The 15,129-nt window shown below is 40.9% G+C and carries 18 protein-coding genes and 1 pseudogene; 14 read left to right on the top strand and 5 right to left on the bottom strand.

Going from position 1 to position 15,129, the window contains the following annotated elements; genetic code table 11:
* Window positions 1-186 precede the first annotated feature (186 nt).
* The gene (locus EDC44_RS12345; protein ID WP_131979520.1) at window positions 187-1,038 is read right to left on the bottom strand and encodes an SDR family oxidoreductase; all 852 of its coding nucleotides are present in this window, start codon (window positions 1,036-1,038) and stop codon (window positions 187-189) included.
* 167 nt (window positions 1,039-1,205) lie between these two features.
* Between EDC44_RS12345 and EDC44_RS12350 the strand changes: the two genes are divergently transcribed.
* Complete coding sequence (locus EDC44_RS12350) at window positions 1,206-1,565, top strand: winged helix-turn-helix transcriptional regulator (protein ID WP_131979523.1); 360 nt, start codon at window positions 1,206-1,208, stop codon at window positions 1,563-1,565.
* 67 nt (window positions 1,566-1,632) lie between these two features.
* On the opposite strand, the gene EDC44_RS12355 is transcribed toward EDC44_RS12350, so the two are convergent.
* Window positions 1,633-2,514, bottom strand: coding sequence for a LysR family transcriptional regulator (locus tag EDC44_RS12355; RefSeq protein ID WP_131979526.1), 882 nt, complete (start codon window positions 2,512-2,514; stop codon window positions 1,633-1,635).
* A 125-nt stretch (window positions 2,515-2,639) separates the two neighbouring features.
* Here EDC44_RS12355 and EDC44_RS12360 point away from each other — a divergent pair, with 125 nt between their 5' ends.
* From EDC44_RS12360 to EDC44_RS12375, 4 genes are all read left to right on the top strand, one after another.
* A complete protein-coding gene (locus EDC44_RS12360) occupies window positions 2,640-3,743 on the top strand; it encodes an alpha/beta hydrolase (RefSeq protein WP_131979529.1) in 1,104 nt (367 codons plus the stop codon).
* Between the two features lie 141 nt (window positions 3,744-3,884).
* Window positions 3,885-4,235, top strand: a complete 351-nt coding sequence (locus EDC44_RS12365) for a cyclophilin-like fold protein (protein WP_131979532.1) — start codon at window positions 3,885-3,887, stop codon at window positions 4,233-4,235.
* 93 nt (window positions 4,236-4,328) lie between these two features.
* Window positions 4,329-4,904: a DapH/DapD/GlmU-related protein gene (locus EDC44_RS12370; RefSeq protein WP_131979535.1), complete on the top strand. Its 576-nt coding sequence runs from the start codon at window positions 4,329-4,331 to the stop codon at window positions 4,902-4,904.
* Window positions 4,901-5,314 (top strand): cyclophilin-like fold protein, encoded by a 414-nt coding sequence (locus tag EDC44_RS12375; RefSeq protein ID WP_131979538.1) that lies wholly within the window; start codon window positions 4,901-4,903, stop codon window positions 5,312-5,314. Before EDC44_RS12370 ends, EDC44_RS12375 begins: the two co-directional genes overlap by 4 nt.
* A 119-nt stretch (window positions 5,315-5,433) precedes the next feature.
* Here EDC44_RS12375 and EDC44_RS12380 read toward each other — a convergent pair whose 3' ends face one another.
* Window positions 5,434-5,739 (bottom strand): YceK/YidQ family lipoprotein, encoded by a 306-nt coding sequence (locus tag EDC44_RS12380; protein WP_131979541.1) that lies wholly within the window; start codon window positions 5,737-5,739, stop codon window positions 5,434-5,436.
* 81 nt (window positions 5,740-5,820) lie between these two features.
* On the opposite strand from EDC44_RS12380, the gene EDC44_RS13040 reads away from it, so the two are divergent.
* Window positions 5,821-5,973 carry a hypothetical protein gene (locus EDC44_RS13040; RefSeq protein ID WP_165870267.1) on the top strand — a complete coding sequence of 51 codons (153 nt, stop codon included), beginning with the start codon at window positions 5,821-5,823 and terminating at the stop codon, window positions 5,971-5,973.
* On the opposite strand, the gene EDC44_RS12385 is transcribed toward EDC44_RS13040, so the two are convergent.
* Window positions 5,963-6,814, bottom strand: a complete 852-nt coding sequence (locus EDC44_RS12385; protein WP_131979544.1) for an arginase family protein — start codon at window positions 6,812-6,814, stop codon at window positions 5,963-5,965. The genes EDC44_RS13040 and EDC44_RS12385 overlap by 11 nt on opposite strands.
* 154 nt (window positions 6,815-6,968) lie before the next feature.
* Window positions 6,969-7,841 carry a LysR family transcriptional regulator gene (locus EDC44_RS12390; protein ID WP_131979547.1) on the bottom strand — a complete coding sequence of 291 codons (873 nt, stop codon included), beginning with the start codon at window positions 7,839-7,841 and terminating at the stop codon, window positions 6,969-6,971.
* Between the two features lie 146 nt (window positions 7,842-7,987).
* Here EDC44_RS12390 and nfsB point away from each other — a divergent pair, with 146 nt between their 5' ends.
* The 8 genes and pseudogenes from nfsB to EDC44_RS12430 all read left to right on the top strand — a co-directional run.
* Window positions 7,988-8,638, top strand: a complete 651-nt coding sequence (nfsB, locus tag EDC44_RS12395) for an oxygen-insensitive NAD(P)H nitroreductase (protein ID WP_131979550.1) — start codon at window positions 7,988-7,990, stop codon at window positions 8,636-8,638.
* A gap of 15 nt (window positions 8,639-8,653) precedes the next feature.
* Complete coding sequence (locus tag EDC44_RS12400; RefSeq protein WP_131979553.1) at window positions 8,654-8,884, top strand: tautomerase family protein; 231 nt, start codon at window positions 8,654-8,656, stop codon at window positions 8,882-8,884.
* A gap of 134 nt (window positions 8,885-9,018) precedes the next feature.
* Window positions 9,019-9,894: an alpha/beta fold hydrolase gene (locus EDC44_RS12405; RefSeq protein ID WP_131979556.1), complete on the top strand. Its 876-nt coding sequence runs from the start codon at window positions 9,019-9,021 to the stop codon at window positions 9,892-9,894.
* Window positions 9,891-10,175 carry a putative quinol monooxygenase gene (locus EDC44_RS12410; protein WP_131979559.1) on the top strand — a complete coding sequence of 95 codons (285 nt, stop codon included), beginning with the start codon at window positions 9,891-9,893 and terminating at the stop codon, window positions 10,173-10,175. Before EDC44_RS12405 ends, EDC44_RS12410 begins: the two co-directional genes overlap by 4 nt.
* Window positions 10,176-10,501: 326 nt before the next feature.
* Complete coding sequence (gene licT / locus EDC44_RS12415; RefSeq protein ID WP_131979562.1) at window positions 10,502-11,356, top strand: BglG family transcription antiterminator LicT; 855 nt, start codon at window positions 10,502-10,504, stop codon at window positions 11,354-11,356.
* 80 nt (window positions 11,357-11,436) lie between these two features.
* Window positions 11,437-13,314, top strand: a complete 1,878-nt coding sequence (locus EDC44_RS12420; protein ID WP_131979565.1) for a beta-glucoside-specific PTS transporter subunit IIABC — start codon at window positions 11,437-11,439, stop codon at window positions 13,312-13,314.
* 52 nt (window positions 13,315-13,366) lie between these two features.
* Window positions 13,367-14,209, top strand: coding sequence for a PHP domain-containing protein (locus EDC44_RS12425; RefSeq protein ID WP_131979568.1), 843 nt, complete (start codon window positions 13,367-13,369; stop codon window positions 14,207-14,209).
* Window positions 14,210-14,490: 281 nt separating this feature from the next.
* A pseudogene (locus EDC44_RS12430) lies at window positions 14,491-14,748 on the top strand (ATPase); the annotation flags it as partial.
* Between the last annotated feature and the right edge of the window lie 381 nt (window positions 14,749-15,129).

Raw genomic sequence — 15,129 nt, forward strand, 5'->3', positions numbered from 1 at the left:
GGGGAGAGAAAATTTTTGAGCATAGGCATTTCCTTTTCGATAGACCTATTAGAGCAAACCTCTAGATGTATGTCTAGAGGTTTGTCAGCGGTCTGGCAAGTTTATAACTTGTGCCTTTCTTTCTCTTCTTTTTGGCACAAGTTGCAAACTTGCGCCATCTTGAGCTTGGAAATAAGGCTTGAGCGGTTATAATGCCGCTTTAATAGCCGCCGCTAAATCGGTAGTCGGGCGACCGAGTAGCTGAGACAAGGTTTTGTCTTCGCTAAATAATGCATTTTGTGCCGCACAGGTATCCCAATACGCTAAACCTTCTGCCAACCAATCCGGCAAACCGGCTTGTTTTAACGCCCCTTCATAGTCCGCTTGTGGCACATCCACATAAGGAATGTCTTTGCCTGTTTGTTTACTGATTTCTGCGGCTAATTCAGTGAGCGTATAAGCGGTATCGCCGGCAAGCTCGTAAGTTTTACCATTATGTCCTTCGCTACTTAACACAATCGCATCGGCTTCTGCCAAATCGGCACGCGGCACGGAAGAAATTTTGCCCTCTTTCGCACTACCGTAAAACGCCCCATTTGCAATCGCCGGTTGCACGGAAGCGGTATAATTTTCCGTGTACCAACCGTGGCGTAAAATGGTGTAATCCAAACCGGAAGCCTTTAATGCTTTTTCGGTTTCCTGATGTTTCGGAGCTAAATCTTCAAATGGAGAGTGATCCAAATTGATTAAACTGGTGTAGGCAATGTATTTCACACCGGCTTTTTTCGCCGCATTAATCACATTTTTATGCTGCTCGGCACCGGCAAGCCCCGGGGCAAGACCGGAAATAAGCAATAACTTATCCACGCCCTGCAAGGATTTCTCCAATACTTCCGGTTTATCATAATCCCCTTCACGCACAGCAACGCCTAATTCTTTCGCTTCATTCGGATTACGCACCAAGGCAATAATCTGCTCCGCCGGCACACGGGATTTTAATTGTTCAATCACTAAACGTCCTAACTGACCGGTTGCACCGGTAACTGCAAATGTTGTCATTTTGTCTTCCTCTTAATGATGAATTGAGATAATCGTAAAAATGGCTTGCTTAGCCAATGTGGAAAAGTATAATGATTACACTTACTTTTGAGAAGTACTTACAACTTTGTAAGGTTGAAGATAATTTTAAAATTAAAAATAACCCATTGATTTAAAAGGAAATAAAAATGACCGATTTTTTTGATAAGACAAAACTCAAGGGCAATGTGCTTGCTTCCCAATGCCCGTCCCGACAGGTTCTGCAAACGGTAACAAGCCGCTGGGGCGTATTGGTGTTAGTCGCCCTGCAAAGCGGCACAAAACGCTTTAGCGAATTAAAACGCAGCATTGACGGCGTAAGCGAACGAATGCTCGCCCAAACCCTGCAAAATTTAGAACAGCACCATATTATTGATCGCAAAGATTTCCAAACCGTCCCACCCCACGTGGAATACAGCCTCACCCCCGCCGGCGTGCAAATCGCCATTCGGGTGCGGGAATTGGTGAGTTGGTTGGAAGAGAATTGGGGGGTATTGGCAAAGGATTAATACCAACCAATCGCAAAAGTGCGGTCAAAAAACACGACGAAAAATGACCGCACTTTTTCCTTCCCCCTCACACCCTCAACGCTGCAATCACGGCTTTTAACGCCGGTGAAGCGTTGCGGTGGGGGTAGTAGAGATGAAAGCCGACAAAGGTGTAGCTAAACTCCGCCAGCACTTGAATCAACTCGCCTTTTTCCAACTCTTTTTGCACCAAATCTTTGCACACATAGCCTACGCCCAGCCCTAACTTTGCCGCGTCCCGAATGGCGTAATCGTTGGAAAATGTCCACTGCCCTTGCGTTTTGATCTGTTCGGTTTTGCCCTTAATCACAAAATCCCAATCATACATTACCCCACTAGCGTAGCGATAATTCAGGCATTGATGGCGGCATAAATCCGCCGGCGTTTTGGGGAAGCCGTGGGTGCGGAAATAATCGGGCGAGCCAATCGCCGCCATTTCTTCATCATTACTGATCCGCACCGCAATCATTCCTTCTGCCACGTCATTGCCAAAGCGAACGCCGGCATCAAAGCGTTCGGAAATAATATCGGAAAAAGCGGTATCGCTAATCAGTTCCAACTGAATATCGGGATAACGCCTGTTGAACCCTGCCAATTTCGGCAGCAGCACTTTATCAATCGCATATTGCGAAGCGGTGATCCGCACCAGCCCTGCCGGCGTGTCACGATAATGCCCTAATATTGCCAGTTCTTGATCGAGCTTGGAAAATGTCTGCTCCGCCGTGTGATAAAGCTGATTACCGGCGTGAGTGAGAGACAGCCGCCTTGTGGTACGGGCGAACAGTTGCACACCGAGCCTTGTTTCAAGCTGCTTAATGGTGCGGCTTAGGGCGGATTGCGAAATGCCGAGTTTTACCGCCGCTTGGGTAAAGCTCTGATCCCTTGCCACGCATAAAAAGGCGTATAAATCGTTGTAATTTTCCCGTTGCATTGTATTTTCTGTTTTTATTTAGAACTTTAACGAATAAATCTTATCGAATTTTAGCCCATTATCATCTGATTTTGAATAATTATAATAAGCGCATCTTTTGACAGACAACTGAAACAGGAAAGCAAATGAAAATTCGTTCAAAACTGACCGCACTTTCCAGTGCATTATTATTGGCTTCAACCTTTATCGGAGGAAACGCAATGGCAACCTTACCCCAATCCGCAACTGTAATCGAAATTCCGGCTCAACGCTTAGAAATCACTCAACAATGGGACAAAATTTTCCCGAAATCGGACAAAGTGGAGCACCGCAAAGTCACCTTCCAGAACCGCTACGGCATTACTTTGGTCGGCGATCTTTATGTGCCGAAAAATGCCAAAGGCAAATTGGCAGCGATTGCGGTGAGCGGACCATTCGGGGCAGTGAAAGAACAATCTTCCGGGCTTTACGCTCAAACTCTTGCAGAACGTGGCTTTATTACGCTGGCGTTTGACCCGTCTTACACCGGCGAAAGCAGCGGCTTACCACGTAATGTGGCAAGCCCCGACATCAACACCGAAGATTTCTCCGCCGCAGTGGATTTTCTTGCCAATCTTGACGATGTGGACACAAACAACATCGGTATTCTCGGCATTTGCGGCTGGGGCGGAATGGCACTGAACGCCGCCGCTGCCGATCCACGTATTAAAGCCACCGCCACCAGCACAATGTACGATATGACCCGAGTGATGGCAAACGGCTACAACGACAGTATGAGCGTGGAAGATCGTTACAAAATGCGTGGGCAAATTGCCGCCGAACGCACTCAAGCGGCACGCAACGGACACACCACTCTAGGCAAACCGGAAGCCCATTTACCGCCATCGGAAGCGCTCACCACCGACACGCCAAAATTTGTGCGTGAATATTCCGATTTTTACAAAACGAAACGCGGCTTCCACCCACGTTCGGTGAACTCCAATAGTGCGTGGACAACGACAAACGCCTATTCTTTCGCCAATATGCCGCTGCTTTCTTATGCACAAGAAATCAAAAATCCGGTGCTTATCGTGCACGGCGAAAACGCCCACTCACGCTATTTCAGCGAAGATGCGTTTAAAAAATTGCAAGGCGATAATAAAGAGCTTTATATCGTCCCGAACGCCACCCACGTTGATCTCTACGACAACGCCGCCGGTAAAATCCCGTTCGATAAATTTGAACAGTTCTTTAAAGCAAATTTGAAATAAGGGCAAGCGGTCGGGATTTTTGAATTTTTTGAAAATACCCGACCGATAAATAATATGAAATAGTCGATCAAACCTATGCGATCTCTTATTGCCCTTATGGGATTATGTTTAACCGCTCCACTCTTTGCTCAGGAAAGCCCAATGAAAATTACCTTTACCGCCAATAACACCGTCTTAACGGCAACCTTGGCAGATAATCGTGCCGCTCAAGATTTTTACCAAATGCTACCGCTAGAATTGGAATTATCCGACTACGCCGGTGCAGAAAAAATCGCCTATTTACCGCAGAAACTGAATGTCAGCCAAGCCCCTTCAGGCGTAGCGGCAAATATCGGCGACATCAATTACTACGCCCCTTGGGGAAATTTAGCCATTTTTTACCACCCCCACGGCAAAGCACAAGGCTTGGTGCATTTGGGCAAATTTGACGGCGATTTTTCGGCAATATTAACAAATGAAAAAACAGCCGTGAGAATTGAACGGGTTGAATAGTTGATGGGTAAGCGGTTGGTTTTCTGTCGTTTTTGCAAAAACATTTGAAAAACCAACCGCACTTTTTCATTTACCAAAAACGATTAAAACACAATGAACTACACCTTAGATCTTCCGCTTAACACACTGATCTCCAAAGGCAGTGCCATCTTTCGGGAAATTCACGAGATTGTTGCAGAAAATGCACCTAAAATCGCCGAACTTTCAGGGAAATATCAAACACCGGAACAAATCCGAGCCTTATTGACAACGATTACCCAATCACCGATTGATGACAGTTTCGCCCTGAATTTGCCTTTTTATAGCGATTTCGGGCGACATATTCGCATTGGCAAAAATGTGTTTATCAACAGTGGGGCGATGTTTACCGATTTAGGCGGCATTACCCTTGAAGATGATGTGCTACTTGCCCCTAATGTCACGATTGTAACGGTCAATCACCCCGAAGAACCGAGCCAGCGGCGTGGTTTGATCGTCAAACCGGTGGTGATTAAAAAAGGGGCGTGGATCGGGGCGAATGCTACGATTTTAGCCGGCGTAACCGTTGGCAAAAATGCGATTGTCGCTGCTGGTGCGGTGGTAAGCAAAGACGTGTCGCCCAATACCATTGTGAGCGGTATTCCGGCGAAAATCATTCGCAACATAAAACAAAACGAGCAAACCCAATGAAAAAAATGATACTTTTATTGGCGTTATTGATAAGCCCATTCAGCCACGGAGAAACGATGCCGCAAAACCGCATTCAACTTATTATCGGACAACACCGATTCACCGCCAAACTTGCCGATAACCCGGCGGCTGCCGAACTGAAAGCCTTATTGCCGTTGCAATTAACAATGCAAGATCTGCACCGCAACGAAAAATACGCTGCCCTGCCCCATTCGCTCCCAAGCCAAAATCAGCCGGTGGGGCGAATTGAAATCGGCGATGTAATGCTGTATCAAGGTGATACATTGGTGATATTTTATGAAAACTTTACAACGCCCTATTCCTACACCCGTCTAGCCAAAATCCAACAACCGGCACAGTTAAAAGCGACATTGGGGAAAGGGACGGTGGACGTGATGTTGGTGGAATAAGGCAATGTATTGCATTGAAATTATGGAACAGTGTCCCACAAATTAACCGGTGCGGATTTAGCCCTTAACAGCAGTATAATAGCTTAAATTTTAGGCATACCTATAAAATAGAGGAACTGTTAATTTTTCTCTTTATCTTGGTAAAGCATTGCCCTTGGTATTTGAATTGGCAAAATGGCAGTGTCGGCAATAAGACTGAGAGGAAGATCAATAATAAAAATCGGCGTGAGTATTGTGCAGATAGGGTGAGGACCGTGAGGATAGTAAGGGGTAGGCTCTGTTGCGTTGCAATGTTTAAGTGTCTCAAATGATTTTCTCACACCGGAATAAACAAAAGGCGGCTCTTTTTTCGTTGCAGAAAATATGGTGGCACAAGCCGATAATAATGGAAGGCATACTAAGCAGGCAAATAGTAATTTTTTCATTTTAATAGTCTCAACGGATTAAAATCGTACAAATTATACTCTTCGTTTTTACAAAGTAAAATGACAAATAAGGTACTAACGATGGCGCAAGCCTATGATTGTGCCTTTTTCTCTTTGATTTATAAACAAAATTTACAATTATTTTTTGGGGCACAAATTTCAAACTTGCGCCATCTTAGAGACTCAAAAATCAGAGCGATTTTTCCATTCAACCCCTTCCTTGCTATTCATTAAATAAGCGAATAGATTTAAACATTTTATGCAATTTATGTTCATCAAATGGCAGATATTCGGCAATAGTAAAGCCAACTACATCCGCATTACGGCTAATCAGCTGCAAAATTTCTGTAAGTCGTTCCATTGTCATTTTTCCGCCGCCGCTACCATCACCTTTTAATTCGGGGTTTGCAAAATAAGTAGAGTGGAAGAAGTGTTCGTCCAGTACATCAATATCCAAATGCACTAAAATATGATCAAACTTATCGGTAAAGGCTTTGATTTCGTCATCGGATAAAAATGCCTTATCCTGAATTTTATATTGCACGCCCTGCTGCTCTAAAAATTGCTGTTGGTAAGCGTGAATTGGTTGTAAGCCGACATATAAAATCTGCTCGGCAGTGAACTTTTTATTTTTCATCAATGAGGTTAACGAATCATCACCTTTGCCCATCAACGATGCCAACACCATTGCGTGCGCATTCGGGTAGCCGTCTTTCGCAGACGACACGTCCGGGTGGGTATCAATCCAAATGATACCGACGTTATTATAACGACCGTGCAAATAATCAAAAGGCGCTTGTGACACAATGCAATTACCACCGATAGTGATAATTTTATCGGGTTGTTCCGCTTCAATTGCCGTTATCGCCTTTTGAATGCCGTCAATGACCTGATTTTTAGCGTAAATACCATCGGTTATGGCATAATGCTCGCCATTTGGCTCGGTAATATTTACCCGAACAAGCGGTTGATTTGGGTTAGGCGGCAAAATATGAGCCAGTAAATTGGCACCAAAATGATAGGTTTCTAATCCTCCGCTGACGAAATCAGGATAGAGTAATCTAATCGTTTTCATTTGTTTGTCCTTTGTTATGCGTAAATAAAACCGGTGCATTGTGCAGCCCTATTATTATATCGGGTTGTCAAGAGAAGATGAAATTTTGCTGCTGAATTTAGATTTGAGGATATTATATAGCGGTTGTAAAAATGTCGTTAAAACCGACCGCACTTTACCTAAAATTTTCCTGCAACAAGCCCAGCACTTTCGCCATTTTTGCCGATTGGGTACGGTGGGTGGTGAGGGCGTAGAGATTGTATTGCGGCAAGGGCTGTTCAGGTAGAACCTGCACTAGTTCGCCCCGTTCAATATAATGGGCGACTTCGCCGGAAAGCTGTAAAGTTAAGCCCTGTCCCATCGCTGCAAGACGACGGGCGGCGAGGATATTCGGGCATTGTAGCCGGCGTTTGGGCTGAAATTCGCCTAAGTTAAGGTAGCCAAATAAGCGTTGAAAGAGATTATCCAGATTGCAGATCCAGTGCTGTTGCGGTAAATCGTGGAGAGAACGGATCGAATGCAGGGCGAGATAATCGGGCGAAGCGTAAATGCCCAATCCCCACAGGGCGAGATAATGGGCGATAAGCGGGCTGTCGGGCAACGGTTCAACCGCTCGAATGGCAATATCCACTTCGCTGTTGAACAAGTCAATCACTTCATCTTCCGGCAATAAATGCAGTTCAATATGCGGATAGCGTTGCCCAATTTCGTAGATAAAGCCTTGCATTGCCGCACTTTCAATAAAGCCGGAAGGCAGGCTAATCGTAACGATGCCGCTCACTTCCGTTTGTTGCTGTTCAAGCCGGCGGTGGGTGTCGTCTAAAATAGCTTGCAGTTGCTTCGTCCCTTGCCATAACAGATTACCCTGCTCGGTAAGGCTGATTCGACGTGTGGTGCGATTGAGCAATTTTATGCCGTAATGCTGTTCCAACTGGCGTAAATGCTGGCTTACCGCAGAAGCACTAATCCCCAATTCGCGTGCTACCGCTGATAAATTGCCCTTTTCCACTACTTTATTAAAAATCAAGATTGCATTTAACGGTGTCATTTTTATATTAATTGTTAAGTTTTACTTCAAAGTATATGCACAAAATCGGGGGTTATCAATTCTATTTTTAAGCGTTATTATTTTTTGCCTTGAATATCGCGACCGATATTCAATCATTCAACAAAATTTCAATACAGGAGAAACAAATGAAAATTTCCAACATTATTCAACAACGTTACAGCACTAAATCCTTTGATCCTACGAAAAAAATTGCGGTGGCGGATATTGAGCAATTAAAGGCGGCAATGCGTTTTAGCCCGTCCAGCGTGAATGCTCAACCTTGGCATTTTGTGATTGCCGATGATGAAAACGGCAAAGCCCGTATTGCCAAAGCAATGGAAAATTATCCGTTTAACTTGGAGAAAGTTACCAAGGCTTCTCACGTGGTAGTTTTTGCTGCCCGGGTGTATGCTGATGAGCAATATTTAAACGACGTATTGACACAAGAAGAAAAAGACGGGCGTTTTAATGACCCAGATCAAAAAGTAATGACCGATGGCGGGCGACGTGCCTTTACAGCAATCCACCGCTTTACCGCTAAAGATGAGAATCAATGGCACGCCAAACAAGTATATCTCAATATGGGGTTCACCCTAATGGCTGCCGCTGCATTAGGCATTGATAGCGTACCAATGGAAGGTGTGGATTTAGCCGCGTTGGATCAAGAATTTGGTTTAAACGAAAAAGGCTATACCGCTGTTGCCGTTGTTTCTTTTGGCTATCGTGCCAACGATGATTTCAATGCGGATTTACCAAAATCACGCCTTGCCGAAGAAATTATTTTTACCCAAGCCTAAATACAGGAGAAAACAATGCCACATATCAATATTAAATGTTACCCAAAAGGCTTATCCGAGCAGGAATTGCAAGCCTTTGCCGATGAACTCACCGCCTTGGCAAGTGAGCGGTTAAACACGCCGAAAGAATATATCACCATTGCCTATACGGAAATTCCGGCGGAAGAATGGAAAGAAAAAGTGTTCGATGCGGAAATTCAGCCAAATCGCACCGCACTTTTACGCCAACCTGAATACGAAATGTAATTAGGGCAATCAAGATGGTGCAAGTTTGCAACTTGTGCCAACAAAGAACAACTGAAAATTTTAAATTTTTCTTATAAATTAAAGAGAAAATAGGCACAAGTCAGAGAGCTTGCGCCATCATAAAGGAAAAAGTAATGAAACGATTATTTTTAACCCTTGCCCTTTGTTGCGTGAGTGTGATGAGTTACGCCGAACCGCTACGCTATTTTGGGCAAACGGCACAAAGCTATCAAAACATACAGCCTTACGGCAGCCACGAAAACGGGCGATATGCCGATGTGGGCGATACCCGAATTTATTATGAAATCTACGGCAGCGGAGCACCTGTTGTAGTGCTGCACGGTGGCTTGGTCGGCTCTATCGGTGAAATGGGACAACTGATCGAACGGCTTTCGCAAGATCATCAAGTCATCGCCGTGGCAACCCGTGGGCACGGCAAATCCGGCATTGGCACAGCCGTGCCGAGCTATGAACGTAAAGCACAGGATCTCGCTGCAGTGCTGGCTCAAGTTACGCAAGAGCCGATCACGCTTGTCGGCTTTAGCGATGGAGCTTATACCGGCTATTATTTTGCCGCTCAATATCCCGATAAAATCCACCGCTTGATCGCGATTGGTGCTGGGGAATGGCAGAAAAACTTCCGCCACTTTAGCGGATCTTTCGCGGAATTTGCCCAACTTGATCCGCAATATTGGCAGCAACAACTCACCATTCGCCCCGAACCTGAGCGCATTAATGACTGGCTCGCCGACAATTTCGCCTATTACAATCAACTGGAAATCGGCAAATCGCTGTTTCGACAAGTGACAACGCCAACGTTGCTGATTGCCGGCGAAAAGGATCAAAATGCCCCGTTGGATACGGTAATTGCCGCTTATAAAGCGTTGCCACAGGCGCAACTGGCAATTATCCCCAACGCCCCACACGACGTTTTACACACCAATTTTCCGATTGTGTGGCAAAATATCCGCACTTTTTTAACTCAATTACCAATGGAGAAATCAAAATGATCGCAGTTTATGCTTTAGCCAATGTGAAAGCGGATAAAACCGCTGAATTTGAACAACTTATCCAACCTCTCATCACGGCATCACGCCACGATCAAGGCTGTATCAGTTACGTTTGCGGCAAAGTACAAGGGCGAGAAAATCAATACGCCTTTATTGAACAATGGCAAACCGCCACCGATTTAGAACTGCATATGCAACAACCCCACTTCACCCAAGCGGCACAACAATTTGAAGCTCTGCTTAGTCAGCCGTTAAATATTAGTTTGATTGAATTGGATTAAAAATGATAACGGTCGGTTTTGATACGTTTTAAAAACATGTTCAAAACCTACCGCACTTTACCTAAAACTTTCCTGCAACAAGCCCAGAACTTTCGCTATTTTTGCCGATTAGGTGTTATTTTGCGATGTTCATCGCAAAATATCTTATCTTGAAAGGGGCTGAAAAATAAACAGCGGTCAAGCTGTTGACATCATAGATAATTCTTGTTAGTCTCTCGAACAGAAAACAATAGGATTGTAATAGTACTTAGCTTACTACACGAAACCTATCTTTAGGCAAATTTATCAGCCCAAAGGTAGGTTTTTTTGTTTTTGTGAGGGATAAAATGAAGATTCAAAAAATCTTAAATAATAATGTTGTCATAACCTATGATTCTAATGATAAAGAAATCATTGTTATGGGAAAAGGAATTGCTTACGGTAAGAAAGTCGGTATGGATATTGATCCTTCTCAAATAACCAAAAAATTTATTCTTAGCTCTACGAACTATACTCAAAACATAATCAATGTTTTAATCGATATGCCATTAGAATTTATCGTCATGACCGATAAAATCGTCCATTATGTAAAATCTAAATTATCACTAGAACTACATGATATGGTTTATATCTCTATACTTGATCATATTTATGCCTGTATAGAACGCTATAAGAATGGAATTTCATTAACAAATAAATTACTTTGGGAAATTAAAAACTTTTATAAAGACGAGTTTAAAAGTGGACTATATGCTTTAAAAATAATTAAGCAGGACTTAGGCATAACACTTCCTGATGATGAAGCCGGATTTATTGCATTGCATATCATCAGTGCTGAAAAAGATGCCAACCTAAATGAAGTCTATGAAATAACCAATTTCATACATAACATTACGAATATTGTTAAATATTTTTTCAATTTAGAATATGACTATGAATCTTTTGATTACAATAGATTTATAACTCATCTTAAATTCTTCTCTCTAAGACTATTTTCTAAAAAGAATAATGAACATAAATCTAATAATGATGATTTATTATCGCTTTTAATAGAAAAATATAATAAATCATACAATTGCAGTCTAAAAATACGAGATTACATTCACAACAAATACAATTATATTCTCGACAATGATGAGATACTCTATCTTGTTATTCATATTGCTAAAATTTCTAAGGAGGGGGAACAGAAATCAGTTTAATAAATCGTTTATAGTGGCGGATAGTAACATTTAGTTGGCTAAACCTTTATTTAAGTAAAAATTTAAGAAAAGGTAATACTATGAATTACGATAACTTTGCAAAAGAAATTATTAATTTCGTTGGTAGTGAAAAAAACATCAAATCAGTCGTTCACTGTTCAACAAGATTAAGATTTGTTCTATTTAACGATAACAATGTTAATGAGCAAGCCATTAAACAACATAGCCATATTTTATCAACAGTTAAAAAAGGCGGGCAATTCCAATTGGTCATCGGTAATAATGTCGATAAAGTTTACAATGCGATTATGCAACAGGCTAATTTAAGTGAGAAAAAAGAAACTTCTGATAAAGATGCCTCAAAACAATCCATTGTGAATAAAGCACTTTCTATTATTACAGGCTCAATAGCACCGGTCATTCCTATCCTTGCCGGCGCAGGAATGGGGAAAGTGTTATTAGTTATTCTCAATATGATGGGGATTCTGGAAAAAAGTAGTCAGACTTACTATATATTAAACTTTATTTTTGATACCGGATTTTATTTTATGCCTGTATTTATTGGCTTTTCGGCAGCCAAAATGTTTAATTGTAATCAATATTTAGCTGCTTTTGTTTGTTTAGCAATGTTAAACCCGAATTGGGATTCCCTAGTAAAAGCAGGAAATCCGGTATGTTTTTTAGAGATTCCCATCGCATTAGTCAAATATTCATCGCAACTCATTCCTGCACTACTAACGGTATGGTTGATGTCTTATATTGAAAAAATAATATATCGCATCGTACCTGAAATGGTAAAAGTATTCTTAGCCCCTTTATTGGTCATTATTATTGTTACCCCAATCGCATTAATTGCGATAGGCCCAATAGCCAGTTTTCTTGCTCAAATGGTTGCTGACAGTGTTATGCTAATGCAAGAACATATCGGTTTCATTGCACTTCCTATTTTAGTCGCAATCTACCCTTGGTTAGTTTCTATAGGTATGCATAAAGCATTAAGCCCAATTACAATTATGTTAGTTGAACAGAAAGGTTTTGACCCAATCATTCGTGTAATCGCTTTATGCTCTAATATGTCTCAGGCTGCCGCTGCGTTAGCCGTTTCAATAAAATCAAAAAATAAAGAATTCAAGCAATTGGCATTTTCTGCAGGTATTACCGCTTTACTAGGCGGAATCACGGAACCTGCGATGTATGGGATTAATTTACGCTTAAAAAGACCTATATATGCCTGTATGGTTGGTGGTGCCACTGCAGGGCTATTTGCCGGGCTCGTTAAATTAAAGGCATTTGTTTATGCAACTCCCGGAATCCTTAGTTTACCGATGTGGATCTCTGATAACGATAACCAGCTAATCAATGCAATTATTACATTAATTATTGCGAGTATAGTCACATTTATTTCAACATTTATTATTGGATTTGATGATCCTATCCCTGAAGGAACCACTACATCACCTTCAAAAAAAGTAAATATAAATAATACGAAATCAGACGACCACGCTATTATTGATATAACATCACCGATTCAAGGGGAAATAATACCTTTAACTGATATAGATGATGAAACTTTTGCTTCCGGAATTTTAGGCACCGGTGTTGCTATCATTCCTCGCGAAGGAATTGTCCGTGCGCCGGATTCAGCAACGATATACTCTACTTTTAGTTCCGGACATGCGATAGGTTTAAAACTTGATAGTGGTGTAGAAATGTTAATTCATATTGGAATTGATACCGTTAAATTAGAAGGAAAATACTTTAAAACATTGGTAGCTAAAGGGCAATCCGTTGCTGCCGGTGACACTTTAATTGAGTTTGATTTAGAAGCATTAAAACAAATAGATGTAGATATTACAACGGCTATTATTATTGCGAATAGTGATGATTATTTAGAAAAAATCGTCACACCAGAAACAGAAACAAGCCCGAACACGACATTACTAACATTAATTAAATAACAATCCTCAAAGCGTATCATTACACTTTGAGATACCCAATTGGAGAATTTATATGATTTATGCGGATCTACACGTTCATACAAATCATAGTGATGGTGTTTGTGAAATTAAAGATGTGTTACAAAAAGCATTCAATAATGGAATAAAAACATTGGCTATCACGAATCATGACACAATAAACCATTATGATGAAATTTTTAAATATGCTGATTTATTAGGTCTTAACATTATTAAAGGTGTTGAGATGAGTTGCTATGATTTTGATGTTTATAAAAAAGTTCATGTAGTAGGGTTATGGTTAAACCGAAAAGCACCACATATTGAAACATTATGTAACCACACTTTGGCTTGTCGAGATCAATATCATAGAGAGCTTATCAAAGAACTTGCTGAAAAAGGTTATGACATCTGCTATGAAGATGCAAAGAAATTCTCAAAATACAACATTGTATTTAAAATGAATATTTTTCAGGCGCTTAAAGAAAAATATCCACAAGAAATGACTAAAGAAAAATATAAGCAATTATTTGCTTCAAAAACCAGTAAAGAGACTGACTTAAAAATGGGTTATATTCCTGTAAAAGAAGGAATCCAAAGCATTATTGCTGATGGTGCAATTCCTATTTTGGCACATCCTTGCGTATATGATAATTATAATGAAATTGGTAAATATGTTGAATTTGGGATTCAAGGCATCGAAATTAATCATTCCAAAATGAAAAAAATTGATTTTGAATTGACACAATACTATGCAAAAAAATACCAATTAGCAAAAAGCGGAGGAAGTGATTTCCACGATCCTGAATTATTACGTTTTGGCGATTTTGGCTTGACTGAAGAACAGTTCATAGAACTGACTAATTTTAGATCAAAATTAACCAATAATAGTTATTAACAAACTTCTTACCAGAATAAATTTAATTGTAGAAAATCAGACCTGATCTTCTACAATTTATCCTAATGACGGCGCAAGTCTGTGACTTGTGCCTTTTTCCCTTTGATTTATAAACAAAATTTGATATTTGCCATTGTTATTTTGGGCACAAGTTGCAAACTTGTACCATCTTGAGGACAACAGTTAGGCAATGATATTCAATTTCTTCTTTTATACTTTCATTCTTCTCTATTTTTATAAAAAGTTTTAGATATAATTGAAACTTTTTAAAATTAGACTAAAAAGGCAAACGCATTTTTGAAATCGGCGAAAAATACTATTTTGAAGATTTGGGCATCCGCAATGCCCTGATCGGCTACCGTGTGCAAGACCGAGCCAAACTGCTGGGAAACACGATTTTCAACCACTTGCAAATCGCAGGATATGAGGTCAAAATCGGCGGTTTAAACAGTCAAGAAATTGATTTTGTTGCCGAAAAAGACGGTGAGCGGATTTATGTACAAGCCACGCTGACCATCAACGAAGAAAAAACACTTGAGTTGTAGTCAAACAATAAACAATTATCAACAGACCCTAAGCACCAAAGCAAGTCAAATAAAATAAGATAAGAAAGTGCGGTCGATTTTGAACTCATTTTTACCAAAACGTCCCAAAAACCGGCCGCACTTTTGCACACAATTTAAAAATTTTCCTCAATATGCTTCCGCCAATCCGCTAAATCCTGTTCGATTTGCAAATTTGGTGTAATGGACAAAATAGTTGTTGAAATGTCCATTACACGTTCATGTGGACAAAATAGTTGCTAATAATTATTTTCAGAGATTATTAGTAACTCTTTTTATTTAAAAAATCCTTAATAAACATGATATTATGCTTTTTACTTAAACCATTATGATTTATTAATCTTCGCTTTAATTCAC

The organism is Cricetibacter osteomyelitidis, from assembly GCF_004340985.1.
Lineage (GTDB): Bacteria > Pseudomonadota > Gammaproteobacteria > Enterobacterales > Pasteurellaceae > Cricetibacter > Cricetibacter osteomyelitidis.